Annotated in this window: 22 protein-coding genes; 6 read left to right on the top strand and 16 right to left on the bottom strand. The window is 65.9% G+C overall.

Going from position 1 to position 17,341, the window contains the following annotated elements:
- The first annotated feature begins 20 nt into the window (after positions 1-20).
- Positions 21-368 carry a response regulator gene (locus AC1DPF_RS07105; RefSeq protein WP_477868256.1) on the top strand — a complete coding sequence of 116 codons (348 nt, stop codon included), beginning with the start codon at positions 21-23 and terminating at the stop codon, positions 366-368.
- 9 nt (positions 369-377) lie between these two features.
- Here AC1DPF_RS07105 and AC1DPF_RS07110 read toward each other — a convergent pair whose 3' ends face one another.
- The 9 genes from AC1DPF_RS07110 to pspA all read right to left on the bottom strand — a co-directional run bounded on the left by AC1DPF_RS07110 (position 378) and on the right by pspA (position 4,566).
- The gene (locus tag AC1DPF_RS07110) at positions 378-1,343 is read right to left on the bottom strand and encodes a DNA topoisomerase IB (protein WP_477868254.1); all 966 of its coding nucleotides are present in this window, start codon (positions 1,341-1,343) and stop codon (positions 378-380) included.
- 38 nt (positions 1,344-1,381) lie between these two features.
- Positions 1,382-1,804, bottom strand: a complete 423-nt coding sequence (locus tag AC1DPF_RS07115) for a SecDF P1 head subdomain-containing protein (protein ID WP_477868252.1) — start codon at positions 1,802-1,804, stop codon at positions 1,382-1,384.
- Positions 1,801-2,214, bottom strand: coding sequence for a SufE family protein (locus AC1DPF_RS07120; protein WP_477868250.1), 414 nt, complete (start codon positions 2,212-2,214; stop codon positions 1,801-1,803). The genes AC1DPF_RS07115 and AC1DPF_RS07120 overlap by 4 nt, the downstream gene beginning before the upstream one ends.
- Positions 2,215-2,273: 59 nt before the next feature.
- Positions 2,274-2,513, bottom strand: coding sequence for a hypothetical protein (locus AC1DPF_RS07125; RefSeq protein WP_477868248.1), 240 nt, complete (start codon positions 2,511-2,513; stop codon positions 2,274-2,276).
- A 20-nt stretch (positions 2,514-2,533) separates the two neighbouring features.
- Positions 2,534-2,788, bottom strand: a complete 255-nt coding sequence (locus AC1DPF_RS07130; protein WP_477868247.1) for a hypothetical protein — start codon at positions 2,786-2,788, stop codon at positions 2,534-2,536.
- Positions 2,789-2,810: 22 nt separating this feature from the next.
- Positions 2,811-3,074, bottom strand: coding sequence for a hypothetical protein (locus AC1DPF_RS07135; protein WP_477868245.1), 264 nt, complete (start codon positions 3,072-3,074; stop codon positions 2,811-2,813).
- 123 nt (positions 3,075-3,197) lie between these two features.
- Positions 3,198-3,578 carry an envelope stress response membrane protein PspC gene (gene pspC, locus AC1DPF_RS07140; protein ID WP_477868243.1) on the bottom strand — a complete coding sequence of 127 codons (381 nt, stop codon included), beginning with the start codon at positions 3,576-3,578 and terminating at the stop codon, positions 3,198-3,200.
- A 39-nt stretch (positions 3,579-3,617) separates the two neighbouring features.
- Positions 3,618-3,890: an envelope stress response membrane protein PspB gene (gene pspB / locus AC1DPF_RS07145; protein ID WP_477868241.1), complete on the bottom strand. Its 273-nt coding sequence runs from the start codon at positions 3,888-3,890 to the stop codon at positions 3,618-3,620.
- A gap of 4 nt (positions 3,891-3,894) precedes the next feature.
- Positions 3,895-4,566, bottom strand: a complete 672-nt coding sequence (gene pspA / locus AC1DPF_RS07150; RefSeq protein WP_477868239.1) for a phage shock protein PspA — start codon at positions 4,564-4,566, stop codon at positions 3,895-3,897.
- A 169-nt stretch (positions 4,567-4,735) separates the two neighbouring features.
- Between pspA and pspF the strand changes: the two genes are divergently transcribed.
- Both pspF and AC1DPF_RS07160 read left to right on the top strand, forming a co-directional pair.
- Positions 4,736-5,779, top strand: a complete 1,044-nt coding sequence (gene pspF / locus AC1DPF_RS07155) for a phage shock protein operon transcriptional activator (RefSeq protein WP_477868237.1) — start codon at positions 4,736-4,738, stop codon at positions 5,777-5,779.
- A complete protein-coding gene (locus AC1DPF_RS07160; protein WP_477868235.1) occupies positions 5,776-6,522 on the top strand; it encodes a glycosyltransferase family 25 protein in 747 nt (248 codons plus the stop codon). The genes pspF and AC1DPF_RS07160 overlap by 4 nt, the downstream gene beginning before the upstream one ends.
- A 165-nt stretch (positions 6,523-6,687) precedes the next feature.
- On the opposite strand, the gene AC1DPF_RS07165 is transcribed toward AC1DPF_RS07160, so the two are convergent.
- On the bottom strand, positions 6,688-7,254 hold the full coding sequence (locus AC1DPF_RS07165) for a urate hydroxylase PuuD (protein WP_477868233.1): 567 nt from the start codon (positions 7,252-7,254) through the stop codon (positions 6,688-6,690).
- A gap of 203 nt (positions 7,255-7,457) precedes the next feature.
- Between AC1DPF_RS07165 and AC1DPF_RS07170 the strand changes: the two genes are divergently transcribed.
- Positions 7,458-8,087 carry a superoxide dismutase gene (locus tag AC1DPF_RS07170; protein WP_477960382.1) on the top strand — a complete coding sequence of 210 codons (630 nt, stop codon included), beginning with the start codon at positions 7,458-7,460 and terminating at the stop codon, positions 8,085-8,087.
- A gap of 127 nt (positions 8,088-8,214) precedes the next feature.
- Here the strand turns inward: AC1DPF_RS07170 and AC1DPF_RS07175 are convergent, their stop codons facing one another.
- From AC1DPF_RS07175 to AC1DPF_RS07200, 6 genes are all read right to left on the bottom strand, one after another.
- Complete coding sequence (locus tag AC1DPF_RS07175) at positions 8,215-8,826, bottom strand: inner membrane-spanning protein YciB (RefSeq protein WP_477869240.1); 612 nt, start codon at positions 8,824-8,826, stop codon at positions 8,215-8,217.
- Positions 8,826-9,761: a signal recognition particle-docking protein FtsY gene (ftsY, locus tag AC1DPF_RS07180; RefSeq protein WP_477868229.1), complete on the bottom strand. Its 936-nt coding sequence runs from the start codon at positions 9,759-9,761 to the stop codon at positions 8,826-8,828. Before ftsY ends, AC1DPF_RS07175 begins: the two co-directional genes overlap by 1 nt.
- Complete coding sequence (mtaB, locus tag AC1DPF_RS07185) at positions 9,758-11,017, bottom strand: tRNA (N(6)-L-threonylcarbamoyladenosine(37)-C(2))-methylthiotransferase MtaB (protein ID WP_477960384.1); 1,260 nt, start codon at positions 11,015-11,017, stop codon at positions 9,758-9,760. Before mtaB ends, ftsY begins: the two co-directional genes overlap by 4 nt.
- Positions 11,014-11,820, bottom strand: coding sequence for a diaminopimelate epimerase (gene dapF, locus AC1DPF_RS07190; protein ID WP_477868225.1), 807 nt, complete (start codon positions 11,818-11,820; stop codon positions 11,014-11,016). The genes mtaB and dapF overlap by 4 nt, the downstream gene beginning before the upstream one ends.
- 84 nt (positions 11,821-11,904) lie before the next feature.
- Entirely contained in the window at positions 11,905-13,551 is a 1,647-nt protein-coding gene (locus tag AC1DPF_RS07195) for a putative bifunctional diguanylate cyclase/phosphodiesterase (protein ID WP_477960386.1), read from the bottom strand.
- 93 nt (positions 13,552-13,644) lie between these two features.
- Positions 13,645-13,887 carry a DUF2171 domain-containing protein gene (locus tag AC1DPF_RS07200; RefSeq protein ID WP_477960388.1) on the bottom strand — a complete coding sequence of 81 codons (243 nt, stop codon included), beginning with the start codon at positions 13,885-13,887 and terminating at the stop codon, positions 13,645-13,647.
- A gap of 198 nt (positions 13,888-14,085) precedes the next feature.
- On the opposite strand from AC1DPF_RS07200, the gene AC1DPF_RS07205 reads away from it, so the two are divergent.
- Both AC1DPF_RS07205 and ffh read left to right on the top strand, forming a co-directional pair.
- On the top strand, positions 14,086-15,681 hold the full coding sequence (locus AC1DPF_RS07205; RefSeq protein ID WP_477960390.1) for an isocitrate lyase: 1,596 nt from the start codon (positions 14,086-14,088) through the stop codon (positions 15,679-15,681).
- A gap of 282 nt (positions 15,682-15,963) precedes the next feature.
- A partial coding sequence (gene ffh / locus AC1DPF_RS07210) for a signal recognition particle protein (RefSeq protein WP_477960392.1) occupies positions 15,964-17,341 on the top strand: 1,378 nt, incomplete at its 3' end.

Genomic DNA, 17,341 nt, shown 5'->3' on the forward strand with positions numbered 1-17,341 from the left:
GGTCCGGAAGGAGATGATCATTGCGGATCTTGTGTGTCGACGACGACGGCCTCGTGCTTTCCGTGACGGCCGATCTGCTGCGCGACCTGGGCCATGACGTGATCGAGGCGATCGGTGGGCACCGCGCCGCAGAGGCGATCGACGACGGCGGTATCGACCTGCTTCTCACCGACATCCACATGCCCGGCGGACCGGACGGACAGGAGCTCGCGGCGATGGCGCGCCAGGCGCGGCCGGAAATGCCGGTGATCTACTTCAGCGGCCTCTCGCACATCGTACCGGCCGAGGTCGGGGACAAGGTGCTGCGGAAGCCCTGTTCGCTCGGCGAACTGGAATTGGCGATCGACACCATCGCCGATTTCAACTGAGCGCGCCGCTCATGGCTCCTGCTCGCCCGTGAGCATTGCCAGGCTCGCCCGTTCATTCGGGCGCAGCGCCCGCGGCTCCGACGGCACGGTCTCGATCCAGCGCCCGGCCCTCGCCATGTCGACGAACACCGGCGCGACATAGGATTTGCGGCACACCGCCGGCGTATTGCCGAGCTGGCGTGCGACCTCCTCGAGCATGGTCTTCACCGACGTCCGGCGGCCTCGCGACAGCATCCCCGCGGCAACCGCGCAGGCCCGCCAGGTGCGGAAGGTCTTGGCGGTGCCGGTGCCGTCGGTCAGCTCGCATATCCACTCATTGATGTCCGAAGCCCGCACCCGCAGCCCGGATCGCATCGAAAAGAGCTGCCCTGCGCCCGCGCTCTTCAATTCCGCAAGCGCCGCCGCAAGCGCCGCGTCACGGCCCGACAGTTCGGCGCGGATGCCGTGCTTGCCGTAGAAGCTCAACTGGATCTCGTCGCCCTTGATCCGGGCATGGCGGTTGAGCAGCGTCGTCGCACCGAAGCTGCCGCGCGCCGCGGAATCGGCCGATCCGACCCGGATTGCGAAGCCATCGAGCAGCCGCACCGCCGCGGCGCGCGCGCGTTCCCACGGATCGTCGCTCTCGAGCGCCTTGCGCACCACCCTGCGCAGGCGCGGCAGGTGCGCCGCAAAGGCGGGCAGCCCGGCGAATTTCTCCTCGTCGCGCCGCTCGCGCCACCGGCTGTGATAGCGATATTGCTTGCGCCCGGCCGCATCGAGCCCGGTGGCCTGGACCGGCGCCAGCGGATCGGGGTTGATCCACACCTTGCGCCACGCCGGCGGGATGCCGAGCGCCAGGATCCGCATGCGCGTCTCGACGTCGCGGATGATCGAACCGTCGGGCGCGATGAACCGCCACCCATTGCCGCGCCGGATCCGGCTGATGCCGGGGCCGGAATTGACGGTGTCGAGATGCTCTATCGGGGCGTGCTGCATGGACGATGAAGAACGCCGGTGCAGCCGAAAGGCTGCGCTTATTCGCCCAGATCGTCGGGCAACGGATCCTTGCCGGAGATCCGCCGCGCGATCGCCTCGGCGTCGGTCAGGTTCCAGCGGCCGGGGATCTCTATGGTACCGTCGGTCAGCGGCTTGCGGATCAGTTCGCCGCCGAGCGTGTTGCCGTCGAGCGCGACCGACATCGGCTTGCCGATCAGCGCCGCGGTGATTTCACCCAGCCGCTCGGCGGCCGGCGGCGTCAGCGTCAGCAGGATGCCGACCTTCTTGTTGATGTCGGGCAGCGCGCGCGCATCGAGCACCTCGGCCGGCGCGAAGGCCTGGCCGCCGATGGTGAGCTTGCCGGTTTCGAAGGCCTGTGCCGGCGTAGATGCCGGTTCGGCCGCGCAGGCCTGCATCGCAACGGCCGCCGCCATCAGCGCGACTGCCATCCGCCGGTTCATGCGTAGCGCTCCGCCGTCGACTTGATCAACGTGATCATGTTGGGAATCCCCTGGGTTCGGTTCGAGCTGAGCTGGTTGCGCAGGTCGAACGGCTCGAGCGCGGCGGCGACATCGATGCTGCGGATCTCGGCCGCGGATTTGTCCTGCACGGTCAGCAGCACCAGCGCGATGATCCCCTTGGTGATCGCGGCGTTGCTGTCGGCCAGGAAGTGCAGCGTGCCGTCGTCACGAACGGTCGGATAGACCCAGACCGCCGCCGAACAGCCGCGCACCAGCGTCGCATCGGTCTTCAGCGGATCCGGCATGGGCTCGAGCGCCTTGCCGAGATCGATCAGCAGGCGATAGCGGTCATCCTTGTCGAGGAACTCATATTCGTCGACGATATCGGAAAAACGGGCAGGCTCGGTCATGGCGCGAGCGCCTACCCGATTTTCCACTATCCGTCACCCCGGCGAGGGCGAGGAACGGCCTATAAATCGACGCCCGCCGCGATCGCCTCGAGCTTGCGGACGCGCTCCTTCAGGTCGGCCAGTTCGATCCGCGCCGCGGGCGATGGTGTTCCGGGTGCGGTGGTGGCATGACGGCCCTCGAGCTTCAGCCGCTGCAGGTCGAGCCAGCCGCGCCAGCCGCTCAGCGCGGCCCAGGCGAGGATGACGAGGCCGACCAGGCCTGCGCCGCTGATCGTCAGCCAGAAGATCGGGTCCTGCATGGTCCTGCTCCTCTTTCCTTTCAGTCGCGGTGGCGAAGCGCTTCGATCTCGCGATCGAGCGTCAGCCCGCGGTCGTTTTCGGTGGCGATCCGCTCGAGCACCGCGACCCGCTCCTTGAGCGTGCGCAGCTCCTCGCGGAGGCGGTCGTTGTCCCCATTGTCGGGGCGGACGAACTTTTCGCCCTTCTTCGTGCTGACCACACCATATTTGGCGCGAAAGATGCTGGCGATCGCGGTTATCGCGACGATCAGCACGACCATTTCGAACGGGTTCATCTCGGCTCTCCGAAACAGGATGTCAGTTGATCGGCTGGTCGCGCAGCCGGTCGATCTCGTCGGCCAGCACGGTCGAGCGATCGGTCAGGATGCGTTCGAGCACCGCAACGCGCTGTTCGAGCCGCTCGGTCCGGGCCGCATATTGCGCGGCCTTCTCGGCGGTATCGGCAGACATTGCGCCGATCTGCTTCTCCTTGATGGCCAGCCACTTCTTGGCGACGCTGGCGACGATCGCCAGCAGAACCAGGCTGAGCACCGCGAAGGGGAAAAGAGTTTCGGCGGACATGGCGTATGATTCCCAAAGCTGGAGGCGATCATTATTTACACTAATGTCGGCGGATCTTTTCGACAAACGGTATCGCTGCTTCGATCAATGACATAACCCGAGCGAGTCGGGACCTGCCCCGGATCAGCGCAGCGCGTCGATCTCGCGGGCCAGCGCCGAATTCTGGCTGGTCACATGCGTCTCGATGTCGGCGATGCGGCGATCGATGTCACGGAAGCGGGCGCGGACATCGCGGACCGACGCGCCGGGCCGAGCCCGAACCGCCTGCCAGAATTTCGTGTCCTCGCGGCTGCTGTCGTAGAACTCGCCTGGCTTGTCCTTGGCCAGCCAGTTGACCACCAGATAGGTGACGAGCACCCATGGGAAGGTCATGAAGGTGAGGATAACCGTGCCGACCCTGATCAAGGTGACGTCCAGGCCGGTATAGTCGGCGAGCCCGGAGCAGACGCCCAGCCATTTGCTGTTGCGCTTGTCGAGGTAGAATTTGGTGCGGCGAGCTGACATTGCGAACTTCCCTTCCTGTCTGTCTGCGGCGGCCGGCGATCAGTTGTCGCGGCGCCAGTCGTCATCATGGCTGCGCTCGGCGGCCTGTCGGGGCCGCCAGTTCGGATCCTGGCTGTCCAGGATCCGCTCCAGCGTGCCCAGCCGCTCGTCGAGCCTGCGGGCCATGTCGTGCATGTTGTCGAGCAGGCGCTCGTCCTCGACCGTCAGGCCGCCATTCTTCTTCCACTGGGTGACATAATGGAGGATCAGCCAGGGCAAACCGATGAACAGGATCCCGACGACGATCGGCGCGATGATGATATCGCTGTCCATCGGATCAGCCCTCCTTGCCCGCGGCCTTGGCCTTCAGCGCGGCGAGTTCGGCGTCGACCTTGTCGCTCGACCGAAGCTCGGCGATTTCCTCGTCGAGGGTCTTGGGCGCAGCGCCCATCCCCGCCGCATCGGCACGGCCTTCGGCATAATCGACGCGGCGCTCGAGCAGTTCGAAGCGCGAGAAGGCGTCGTCGACCTTGGGGCCGGCATACATCTCGCGCATCTTGGCGCGGTTGTTCGCCGATTCGAGACGGGTGACGATGCTGTTCTGACGGGCGCGGGCCTCGCGCAGCTTGCCCTGCAGCTTGGCGATATCGCCTTCGGATGCCTTGAGCGACTCGTCGAGCAATATGACCTCATCCTTCAGCTGGTCGGCGAGGTCGGCTGCCTTCTGCTTTTCGGTCAGCGCGGCCTTGGCGAGATCCTCGCGGTCCTTCGACAGCGCGAGCTCGGCCTTTTCCAGCCAATTGGCCTGGACGGTGTCCAGCTTGGCGATCTGCCGGCGCAGTTCCTTCTGGTCGGCGATGGTGCGAGCCGCCGAGGCGCGAACCTCCACGAGCGTCTCTTCCATCTCGAGGATGATCATGCGGATCATCTTCGCCGGGTCCTCGGCCTTGTCGAGAAGGTCGGTGACGTTGGCGGCAATGATGTCTCGGGTTCGGGAGAAGATTCCCATTTCAAGCTCCTTGGTTACGCTCGGTACGATGGCGGCGGCGTTGCGAGATGCAATGCAGGGACTGTGCCAACCTCAAAAACGGCGGAATTGCGGGATTTTCTGACTATGCCGGCCCGGCTGCACGATTTTCCCATTGCCAAGTCTTGGGAATTCTTGCCAATTCTCGGCCATGGACCGCGAAGCGCAATTCATCGGCCAATCCTATGCCTTTCTCGATTCCGTCGAGCGCGCGAGCCGCGCCGCCGGGCTCAACCGGCCCGTGCTGGTGGTCGGCGAGCGGGGCACCGGCAAGGAGCTGGTCGCCGAACGCCTGCACCGCCTCTCGCCGCGCTGGGCGGGGCCGCTGGTGACGATGAACTGCGCCGCCCTTCCCGAAACCCTGATCGAAGCCGAACTGTTCGGCCATGAGTCGGGCGCCTTCACCGGCGCGACCAAGGCGCGGCAGGGCCGCTTCGAGGAGGCGGATGGCGGTACGCTGTTCCTCGACGAGCTGGCAACGCTGTCGATCGGCGCACAGGAGCGGCTGCTGCGCGCGACCGAATATGGCGAGGTGACGCGGATCGGATCGTCGCGGCCGGTGCGGGTCGACGTCCGTATCGTCGCTGCGACCAACGAGCATCTGCCCGAGCTGGTCGACAAGGGCCGCTTCCGCGCCGACCTGCTCGACCGGCTGTCGTTCGAAGTGGTGACCCTGCCGCCGCTACGGGCTCGCGAGGGCGACGTGCCGGTGCTCGCCGACCATTTCGGCCGGCGGATGGCATCGGAGCTCGGCTGGCCGCACTGGCCCGGCTTCGGCCCCGCCGCCGCCCAGGCCCTGGCCGACCATGACTGGCCGGGCAATGTCCGCGAACTCCGCAACGTCGTCGAGCGCGCGGTCTATCGCTGGGACGATTCCGAACAGCCCGTCGATGCGATCCAGTTCGATCCGTTCGACAGCCCGTGGCGCCCCGCCAAGACGGAGCCGTCAGTCCAGCCCGCCGCGGAGACGGGTGTCGCCCTGCCCGCAGCCCCGCCCGCGGCGCCTGCCGCGCCGGCGCATTACGACTGCGACGATTTTCGCGCAGCGGTGCTGATGCACGAGAAGGCACTGCTCGAGGCAGCGCTCAAGCGCTGCCGCTTCAACCAGCGCGCGACCGCGCTCGCGCTCAAGCTCAGCTATGACCAGCTGCGCCACGCGCTGCGCCGCCACGACCTGCTCGACCGTTCCGGATGACCGCGGCCGATCGGCTCTTCGCCAGCTTCGACCGGCTCTATGTCCTCAACCTGCCCGATCGCGACGATCGCCGCCGTGAGATGGCAGGCGAACTCGAGCGGATCGGCACCTCGCTGGAGGACCCGCGAGTCAGGCTGTTCGCGGCGGTCCGGCCGCGCGATGCCGGCGGCTTCCCCAATGCCGGCGCGCGGGGGTGCTTCCTCGGCCATCTCGCCATGCTGCGCGAGGCGCGGGATCTCGGCTGCCACGCGATATTGATCGCCGAGGACGACTGCGACTTCGCCACTGGCATCGAGGCACTGCTGCCCCCCGCGCTCGACCTGCTCGATCAACTTGGCTGCGATATCTTCTATGGCGGCTATGACCTGCCCGAGGGCCTGGGTGCCGCCGATCCTCTCGCAACGCCACTGCTGCTCGCCGATTGCACCCGGCCACTCAGGACCACCCACCTGATCGGTTTCGGCCGCAGCGCGATAGCCGGGCTGGTGCCCTATCTCGAGGCGATGCTGGAACGCCCGCCCGGCAGCGCCGAGGGCGGTCCGATGCATGTCGACGGCGCTTATAGCTGGTTCCGGGCCAGCCGCCCCGACCTGACGACCTGGCTCGCGCGGCCGCAGCTCGGCCACCAGCGCCCTTCGCGCACCGACATCTCCCCGCCCGGCCGGCTAGACAGCCTGCCGAGGCCGTTGCGGCGGGTGGCTCGCTGGGCAAAACGGGCGTGGATGCGGCGCAGGCCCAGTTAACGTCCTGAAACCACTCGTCATACCGGCGGAGGCCGGAACTCAGTAGAGGTTCGCGACGGCAACGCCGTCCCCGACGACCACATCCCACGCTCCGCCGGAGGGATGCACGAAAAAGGCCGGAGGTTCGCACCCCCGGCCCATTTTTCCGCTATTGCTGATAGATGATCAGCCGAGATTGGCGTTGGTCATCGCATAAAGCATCGGGATCGACAGCAGCGTGTTGGTGCGCGAGAAGATCATCGCGGTCTTCGCCGCCTTGGCCTTGGTATCGGCGTCGGCCTCGACCAGCCCCAGCGCCTTCTTCTGGGCAGGCCAGATCAGGAACCAGACGTTGAACGCCATGATCAGCGCCAGCCACATGCCGATGCCGATCAGCCTGTAGTCAGGCTGCAGCGTCAGCGCTTCGATCAGATAGCCGGTGACATGCGCGACCGCGAGGCCCGTCAGCACCGTGAACGCCGCGCCCCAGCGGAAGAAGAACAGGGCCTTGGGCGCGATATATTTGGAGACACCGGGCTTCAGCTCGGCCGGTACGGTCGGCATAGTCGGGATCTGCACGAAGTTGAAATAGTAGAGCAGGCCGATCCAGGTTATGCCGAAGAAGACGTGCAGCCAGCGCAGCACATAGTTCACCAGCAACGTCTGGTCAGGGTGAATATAGGCGATCAGCGCGATCGCGGCGACGAGTCCGACGACGAGCACCAGATGTAGATTACCGAAAAACTTGTCCATAGCGTTCCCCTGCGGTTGCGTCCGCTCCCTTGGCCTGCGGATCGCTTCGGCGCACACTGTAGGAATCCCGAGTTCGTTTGTCACATGTTATGATAAAGATCGGTGCTGCGGCTCGGAAATCCGACGAAATTCCTCGGAACAGGGACCTGCGTGGCCCGGCACCCGTTGTGGTTCCATCCCCATGACGACCAAGGAGTTTCACTATGGCGTTCTCGCTTCACCCGCTGCCGTTTGACAAGGCGGCGCTCGAACCGGTGCTGTCCGCCGAGAGCTTCGACTATCATCATGGCAAGCACCACCAGGCCTATGTCGACAAGGTCAATGGCTGGATCGACGAGAAGGGCCTGGGCGGCAAGTCGCTGGTCGAGGTGATCGCGCTCGCCAAGAGCAGCGGGGACAAGCCACTGTCCAGCAATGCGGGCCAGATCTGGAACCACGACTTCTTCTGGCAATGCCTCGCACCCGCCGGCTCGACCAGGCCGTCGGCTGCCTTGGCGAAGCTGGTCGATGCCAGCTTCGGATCGCACGAGGCGATGATCGAGAAGCTGGCGGACGAGGCGACCGGCCATTTCGGCAGCGGCTGGGCATGGCTTGTCCTCGCCGGCGATGCGCTGAAAACCACTTCGCTCCACGATGGCGACGTCCCGATCGGCCAGGATGGCATCACGCCGCTGCTTGCGCTCGATGTGTGGGAGCACGCCTATTATATCGACTATCGCAACGAGCGCCCGAAGTTCGCCGAGGCCGTACTCGGCCAGGTTATCAACTGGGACTTCGTCTCACGGAACATCGAGGGTGATGCCGTCCGGCGCGGCGATCAGATCGCAGCCTGATGTCGCCGCCTGCCTCTCCCTTCGGGGAGAGGGCGCGCTCTACAGCGTCGTGCCTGAAATCTGAATCATCTCACCACGTCCCCCAGCGACGGCTGTTGTGAATGCGTCAGATTTCTCGCACGATGCTCTATCCCTGCGGCGGCAGGGCGACGTCCTCGGCCTTTTCCGCGTTCAGTCCATGCTTCATCAGCATCGGTACATTGGCCAGCGCGAACAACAGCGTGGCCGGCATCGCGCCCCATAATTTATAGCCGAGCCAGAACGACATGCTGGTCGAGCGCCAGACCAGTTCGTTGGCGATCGCCATTGCGACGAAGAAGAGCGCCCAGTTCCGGGTGAGCTTGGTCCAGCCGAGGTCGGTAAGACCGGGATAGGCATGGCCGAGCACCGTCTTGATGGTGGGCCGCCCGGTGAGCAGCCCGAACGCCAGGATGGCGGCGACCAGCAGATAATAAGCGGTCGGCTTCATCTGGATGAACTTCGGGTCGTGCAGCCACAGCGTGAGCCCACCGAACCCCAGCACCATCACGCCCGAGAACAGCAGCAGCGCCGATACCTTCCGGTAGATCGCCCAGGAGGCGATTACCGCGACCAGCGTGGCGCCCATGAAGACACCGGTCGACATCATGACATCCTTGCTGAGCCAATAGGTCAGCAGATAGACCACCAGCGGCCCGAGATCGATCGCCAGCCGCATGCCCGCGCCGGGCTCGGATTTCTTCAACGCCACATCGCCCATCACTTGCCGATCCTCTCCAGGCCCGCGATCGCGCGCGCCACTTCGGCCGGGTCGAACGGCTTGAGATCGTCGACTCCTTCGCCGAGCCCGATCGCATGGACCGGCATGCCGTAGCGCTCGGCCGCAGCGACCAGCACGCCGCCCCGCGCGGTGCCGTCCAGCTTGGTCATGATCAGGCCGGTCACGCCCGCCGTCTCCTTGAAGATCTCGATCTGGCTCAGCCCGTTCTGACCGGTGGTCGCATCGAGCACCAGCAGAACGTCGTGCGGCGCCGCGGGGTTCAGCCGGCCGAGCACCCGCCTGATCTTGGCAAGCTCGTCCATAAGGCCAGTCTTGTTCTGCAGGCGACCGGCGGTATCGACGATCAGCACGTCGATGCCCTTTTCGGTGCCCTGCTTGACGCCCTCGAACACGAGGCCCGCGGCATCGCCGCCCTCGCTGCCGGTGATGATCGGTACGCCGACCCGCTCGGCCCAGACCTTGAGCTGGCCGATCGCGGCGGCGCGGAAGGTGTCGCCCGCGACCAGCATCACCGCATAGTCCTGCTCCTTGAGCCAGTGGGCGAGCTTGGCGATCGTGGTGGTCTTGCCGGATCCGTTGACGCCGATGACCAGGATCACCTGCGGGCGCGGGAAAGCCTCGATCTCCAGCGGCTTGGCGACCGGCGCCAGCACCTTCTCGATCTCCTGCGCGACGATCTCGCGCAACGCGCGCTCATCCAACCCCTTCTCGAACATCTCGCCGGCCAGCCGGTCGCGAATGCGGCGGGAGGTGACCGGGCCGAGGTCCGACGCGATCAGCGCCTCCTCGATCTCGTCGAGCGTGGCGGCGTCGAGCGCCGCCTTGCCGAACAGGCCGGTGAGGTTCTCGCCCAGGCGGTCGGAGGTCTTGCGGAAGCCGCCAAACAGTTTCTCGTGCCAGCGCTTGTCGCTCATGCGGCCATGCCTGCGGATCTTCCCTTGAGGCCATCGGCATCGATGCCGGTGATGATGGTGGATAGGACGCGCCCCGGTTCAGGCGGTTCGCCTTCGAAACGCACCCGCGCGAAATTGGCCGCATGACCGGCGCCGCCGCGCTCGGCCAGCACTGACTGCTCGCTGCCGACGAGGGTGGCGAGCCACGCCGCCTGCCGCGCCTGCGCCCGTTCGCGCAAATGGGCCGCCCGGCGCCGGATCGTCGCGTGGTCGAGCTGGGGCATCCGTGCCGCCGGCGTCCCGCTGCGTGGCGAATAAGGGAAGACATGGCCGAACACGATGTCGCAATCGTCGATCAGCGCCGCGGTATTCGCCGCCATCGCATCGTCTTCGGTCGGGAAGCCGGCGATCAGGTCCGCGCCGATTGCGATGCCGGGCCGCGCCGCCTTCAGCCGCTCGATCATCGCCACTGCTTGGGCGCGGCTGTGCCGGCGCTTCATCCGCTTGAGGATCATGTCGTCGCCGGCCTGCAGCGAAAGGTGAAGGTGCGGCATGATCCGCGCCTCGCCCGTCACCAGCGCGAACAGCCGGTCGTCGATCTCGATCGAATCGAGCGACGAGAGGCGCAGCCGACGGAGATCCGGCACATGCGCCAGAATTCGCTCGACCAGCATCCCCAGCGTCGGCGCGCCCGGCAGGTCGGGGCCATAGCTGGTGAGGTCGACTCCGGTCAGCACCACCTCTTCATGGCCTTGCTCGACCAGGGCCTTGATCCGCTCGACGACGATACCGGCCGGCACCGAGCGGCTGTTGCCGCGCCCATAAGGGATCACGCAGAAGGTGCAGCGGTGGTCGCAGCCATTCTGCACCTCGACAAAGGCGCGGGCATGGCCGGTGAAGGCAGACGCCATGTGCGGCGCGGTCTCGCGCAGCGCCATGATGTCGGAGACATGGATATCGGCGGCATCCGCGCGCTCGAAGCCGAACAGGTCGGGGCGGCCCTTTTCCGCATTGCCGATCACCCGCGCCACTTCGGGCATCGCCGCGAAGCTGGCGGGCTCGATCTGGGCAGCGCAGCCGGTGACGACGATCCGCGCCTCGGGCCTGCGCCGTGCCGCCTGCCGGATCGCCTTGCGCGCCTGCTTGACCGCTTCCGCCGTAACCGCGCAGCTGTTGACGATGATCAGGTCGTCGGCGTCGGCCGCCAGCGCCCGCATCGTCTCGCTCTCGGCGATGTTGAGCCGGCAGCCCAGCGTGATCAGCTCGGGACCGCTCATCCGAAGGCGCTCAGCTCCGCTTCCGCGGTGAACACATGGGTGGCCGGGCCCGACATGGTGATCCTGCCTCCGGGCGCCCAGTCGATGACCAGCGGGCCGCCGGGGAGGGTCACCTTCACCGGCGTATCGACGAGACCCGCGCGGATCGCCGACACCGCCGTCGCGCAGGCGCCGGTGCCGCAGGCGTCGGTAAGGCCGACGCCGCGCTCCCACACCCGCAGGCGGATGTTCGACCGGTCGTCGACCGTTGCGACATTGACGTTGATCCGCGCCGGGAACAGCGGGTCGGTCTCTATCAGCGGGCCGAGCCGGTCGAGCTCGATCGCATCGCATTCGGGAACGAAGAAGATCACGTGCGGATTGCCGACATTGGCGGCCATGGGTGCGGTGAGATCCTCCCAGGCGACCGGCATTGCCCGCGTGTCCATCGCATAGGCCAGCGGGATGGCGTCCCAGTCGAACCGCGGCGCCTCCAGTTCGACCGACACCGTGCCACCGTCGCTGCGTCCGCCCAGCAGCCCGCCGAGCGTCTCGATGGTCGCGCTGCCGCCGAGCAGGCTAACCACGCAGCGCGTGGCGTTGCCGCACGCCTCGACCTCACCGCCATCGGCATTGAAAATCCGCATCCGCGCATCGGCTATCGCCGACGGCTCGAGCAGGATCAGCTGGTCGCACCCGATTCCAGTCCGGCGGTCGGCGAGCGCGCGCGCGCGCGCCTCGGTGATCTCCACCGGGCGGTCGCGCGCATCGATCACGACGAAATCATTGCCGAGACCATGCATCTTGTGAAAGCGGACCATCATCGCCGCGCGATTTAGGGACTAGCGCAGGGCAAGTCCATAAGGCGGGGAACTTCGTGCGGCGCCAGGCCTGCTGCGGCTTCAGCTCTACGAAGCGAGCCGCTTTCGGCCCTGGCGCATCGACACCACTTCACCAGCAACCGCGCTGGGGCTTGCCGCGATCAGAAGCCCGCGCTCGGCGAGCAGGGCGCGGGTGGCACGGGCCGGGATGGCGCGCCCGAAATGCCAGCCCTGGCCCGTCGTGCAGCCGAGACCGGTCAGCATCCTGTGGATCTCGCCGGTTTCGACGCCTTCTGCCATCGCGGCGATGCCGAGGCTGTCGGCCAGCGAGATGATCATCCGCACCAGCGCGGCCGCTTCCGGATCGCGCGCCATCCGCATCACGAAGCTCCGGTCGATCTTGATTCGATCGAGCGGCAACGCCCGCAGATGGGTCAGACTGGAATAGCCGGTTCCGAAATCGTCGAGGGCGACCCGGATGCCCTGGTTCTTGAGGCTGCCAATGATCGAGCTGGCGAAGCCGAGATTTTCCAGCAGCGCCGCCTCGGTGATCTCGATCTCGAGCCGCTCGGCGGGAAAATTCATCTCGAGCAGCAGCTTGACGATCTTCTGCGCCAGCCAGGGATCGCGCATCTGCGCCGGGCTGATATTGACGCCGAGCAGCAGAGCCGGATGCCAATGCCGCGCCTCTTCGAGCGCGCTGCGGATCAACGACATCGACAATTCGCCGATCAGCCCGGATTCCTCGGCAATCGGGATGAAAACCGAGGGCTCGATCAGCCCATGTTCGGGATGCTCCCAGCGGGCAAGCAGCTCGAAGCCGAGCAGGGTGCCGGTGGCGAGGTCGACCTGCTGCTCAAACCATGGCACGATCTGGCCGGTCGGAATGCCGGCACGCAGGCCGAGCTCGATCTCGTTGCGCAGCTCGAGCTCGCGTTCCATGCTGCCGTCGAACCAGGCACGGCGGTTCCGCCCGGCGCGCTTGGCCGCGTAGAGCGCGATATCCGATCGCCGCATCAGCGTATCGATGGTGCGACAGCCCGCCTCGGTACGGGCTATGCCCATCGACGCGCCGATCTGCACTTCAACCCCGCCGACCAGGAATGGTTCGGCCATGCGGGCGAGGATCGCGTCAGCAACGCTGTCGACCGCCGCGGCCATGGCCGGATCGAACGGAAAGGCGCAGGCGAACTCGTCGCCACCGAGCCGCGCTGCGATGGCGTGCGGGGGCAGTGGCGCCATCATCGCCTCGGCAGCGGCGCGCAGCAGCTGATCGCCGGCCATATGGCCGTGCAGGTCGTTGATCGCCTTGAAATGGTCGAGGTCGACCATCAGCATCGCGACGGCGCGCTGGCGCGTCAGCGTGGACTCGATCATCCGCGCGCCGCCTTCGCCCAGCGCACGGCGGTTGAGCAGGCCGGTGAGCGGATCGCTGGTCGCGAGTTCGCTGGCGCGCGCCTCCGCGGCACGGCGCAACGCGACCTCGTGCTTGAGCGCCCGATAGCGCCGCCAGCCCAGGACGGTCAGCGCGACGTTGAGCAGCAACACCGATACCAGGATATTGTCGGAAACCGAGAGGCCGCCGCGCAGCGATCGATAGACCGACGCGACGACCGACCAGCCGGAGGCGATCACGAGCAAGGTCGCGGCAACGCTCACGCCGGCGGCCAGCAGGTCGCGACGATCTTCGGGCGGACCCGCTTGCGTGCCCTCCTTGATCGCCCTGCCTTTCATTACGCCTCCGGATTTCAACGAAGACGCAGCCTAGGCAAGCTAGATTGCCAATAGTTTAACGCGGCAGAAAACGCTCGGGTCAGGCGCGCGCTGTCAGGCCTCCTCCTCGAACATGACCGCGACATCGGCTTTGGCCGTCAGCCGGACGCTGTCGCCCTCGATTTCGGCGATCAGGCCACCCGGGACATAATGATGATGGCCGCGGTGACTGCCTTGGCCGCTATCCGCCTTGGTGAGCTTGATACGGTCGCCGTCGACATGATCGACGGTGCCGACATGGACGCCATCGGCGCCGATGACCTCCATATGCTCCTTGATGCGCGAAAGATCGGCCATGACATTCTCCTGTCTTTTGGGATGCCGCTTCGAACGCGCAGGGACGCAGAAGTCTCCGCCGCATGATGTAAGATATTTACAAGCTTTCAAAACAAGGCAGCTACGCACCTGACGAGACCACCTTATTTTTTGGCGTGCCGGTGCTGACATTGGCGGTTTTCGGGTGTCTGACGCTTACAACAGCACGAGGACACCGCGATGACCTATCAAGATCAGATCAACCAGACGCAGCAGCTGATCCGCAGCTATAATGGCAGCTGGGATGGCATCGACGCCGAGTCGGTTGCCCGCATGCGCTTGCAGAACCGCTTCCAGACTGGCCTCGACATCGCACGCCACACCGCGGCGACCATGCGCCGCGACATGGCCGCCTATGACGCCGATCCAGCCAGTTACACCCAGTCGCTGGGTTGCTGGCACGGCTTCATCGGCCAGCAGAAGATGATCTCGATCAAGAAGCATTTCGGCAGCACCAAGCGCCGTTACCTATACCTGTCCGGCTGGATGGTCGCCGCGCTGCGCTCCGACTTCGGCCCGCTGCCCGACCAGTCGATGCACGAGAAGACCAGCGTTCCGGCGCTGATCGAGGAACTCTACACCTTCCTGCGTCAGGCCGATGCCCGCGAACTGGGCATGATGTTCCGCGAGATCGACAAGGCGCGCGAGACCGGCAACCAGGTCGACGAACAGCGGCTGCTCCACGCCGTGGAAAATTACGAGACGCATGTCGTGCCGATCATCGCCGACATCGACGCGGGCTTCGGCAACGCCGAGGCGACCTATCTGCTCGCCAAGAAGATGATCGAAGCCGGCGCCTGCGCGCTGCAGATCGAAAACCAGGTGTCCGACGAGAAGCAGTGCGGCCACCAGGACGGCAAGGTCACCGTGCCGCACGAGGACTTCCTCGCCAAGGTCCGCGCCTGCCGCTACGCCTTCCTCGAACTCGGCGTGGAGGATGGAATCATCGTCACCCGCACCGACTCGCTGGGTGCCGGCCTCACCAAGCAGATCGCCTACAGCAAGGAGCCGGGCGATCTCGGCGACCAGTATAACGCCTTCCTCGACTGCGAGGAGGTCACCGATCTCAACAGCATCAACGGCGACGTGGTGATCAACCGCGGCGGCAAGCTGATGAAGCCGAAGCGCCTGCCGTCGAACCTTTACCAGTTCCGCGAAGGCACCGGTGCCGACCGCTGCGTGCTCGATTGCATCACCTCGCTCCAGCATGGCGCCGACCTGCTGTGGATCGAGACCGAGAAGCCGCACATCGAGCAGATCGCCTCGATGGTCGACCGCATTCGCGAGGTCATTCCGAACGCCAAGCTGGTCTACAACAACTCGCCCTCGTTCAACTGGACGCTCAACTTCCGCCAGCAGGTGTTCGATGCCTGGAGCGAAGCGGGCAAGGATGTGTCGGCCTATGATCGCGCCAAGCTGATGAGCGTCGACTATGATGGCACCGAGCTGGGCCTGGAAGCCGACGAGAAGATCCGCACCTTCCAGCGCGACGCTGCGAAGCGCGCTGGCATCTTCCATCACCTGATCACCCTGCCGACCTACCACACCGCGGCGCTGTCGACCGACAACCTCGCCAGGGAATATTTCGGTGAGGCCGGCATGCTCGGCTATGTGAAGGGGGTGCAGCGCCAGGAAATCCGCCAGGGAATCGCCTGCGTGAAGCATCAGAACATGTCGGGCTCCGACATCGGCGACGATCATAAGGAATATTTCGCCGGCGAAGCGGCCCTCAAGGCCGGCGGCGCGCACAACACGATGAACCAGTTCGCCGCATAGGCGGCAGCATCGAAGCTTCAGGAGAGGGTGAAGGCCCGGGGTACTCCAGCCCGGGCCTTTTCCTATTCACCCCCCTTCACGAAGTGGGAGAGGAGCTTGAGCCTGCGCCGATCCTTGCTTTTGCGCCGGTTCGCGCCTAAAGGCCGCCTCGTCTTACAGACAGCAAAGCAATGATCGCGTCCATGGACGCCCGCTGACCGGCGAGGTTTCGCCCGTCGGCGCGTTTTGCGTTTTGCGCCTGAAGACAGCAATTTCGGCGCTTCGGCGCAGAGGAGCAAGTGCATGTTCGAAAGTCTGAGCGAAAGGCTGGGAGGGGTCTTCGACCGCTTGCGCGGTCGCGGCGCGCTTTCCGAATCGGATGTGCGCGAGGCGATGCGCGAGGTCCGCATCGCGCTGCTCGAAGCCGATGTCGCGCTGCCCGTCGTCCGCGAATTCGTCGACAAGGTCACCGAACAGGCGGTTGGCCAGAATGTGCTGCGCTCGGTCACGCCGGGCCAGCAGGTCGTCAAGATCGTCCATGATGCGCTGGTCGAGATGCTCGGCTCGGAAGCGTCGGACCTCAATGTCGATGTCAGTCCGCCGGCAATCATCATGATGGTCGGCCTGCAGGGCTCGGGCAAGACGACGACCACCGCGAAGATCGCCAAGCGGCTCACCGAAAAGGGCCGCAAGAAAGTCATGATGGCGTCGCTCGACGTCAATCGGCCGGCCGCGCAGGAACAGCTCGCGATCCTCGGCACCCAGACCTCGGTCACCACCCTGCCGATCGTCCAGGGCCAGCAGCCGGTTGATATCGCGCGGCGCGCGCTCCAGTCGGCCAAGCTCCAGGGCTATGACGTCCTGATCCTCGATACCGCGGGCCGGCTCCATGTCGACCAGGCGCTGATGGAGGAGATGAAGGCGGTCGCCGGCGTCGCCGACCCCGAGGAAATCCTGCTCGTCGTCGATGCGCTGACCGGCCAGGATGCCGTCAACGTCGCCCGCAGCTTTTCCGAGCAGGTGCCGCTGACCGGCGTCGTGCTGACCCGGATGGACGGCGACGCCCGCGGTGGTGCCGCCCTGTCGATGCGCGCGGTCACCGGCAAGCCGATCAAGTTCGTCGGCACCGGCGAGAAACTGGACGGCATCGAGCTGTTCCAGCCGAGCCGCGTCGCCGGCCGCATCCTCGGCATGGGCGACGTCGTCAGCCTGGTCGAGCGCGCCGCCGAGACGATCAAGGTCGAAGAGGCCGAGGCGATGGCCGCGCGGATGGCCAAGGGGCTGTTCGACATGAACGACCTCCGCAACCAGCTACGCCAGATGTCGCGGATGGGCGGGCTTTCGGGGCTCGCCGCGATGCTGCCCGGCATCAAGCAGGTCAAGCAGGCGATGGCGTCGGGCGCGGCCGACGACAAGGTGCTGGTGCGGATGGACGCGATCATCGGATCGATGACGCCCAAGGAACGCACCCGCCCCGAACTGCTCAACGCCAAGCGCAAGATCCGCGTCGCCAAGGGCTCCGGCACCACGGTGCAGGACGTCAACAAGCTCCTGAAGATGCACCAGGAGATGTCGACGGTGATGAAGAAGATGAAGAAGATGGGCGGCCTCAAGGGTCTCGGCGCGCTGCTCGGCGGCGGCGGGGGCGGCGGCTTGGGCGGCCTGCTCGGCGGGGGCGGCG

The organism is Rhizorhabdus sp. P4_G6 (genome assembly GCF_056401045.1).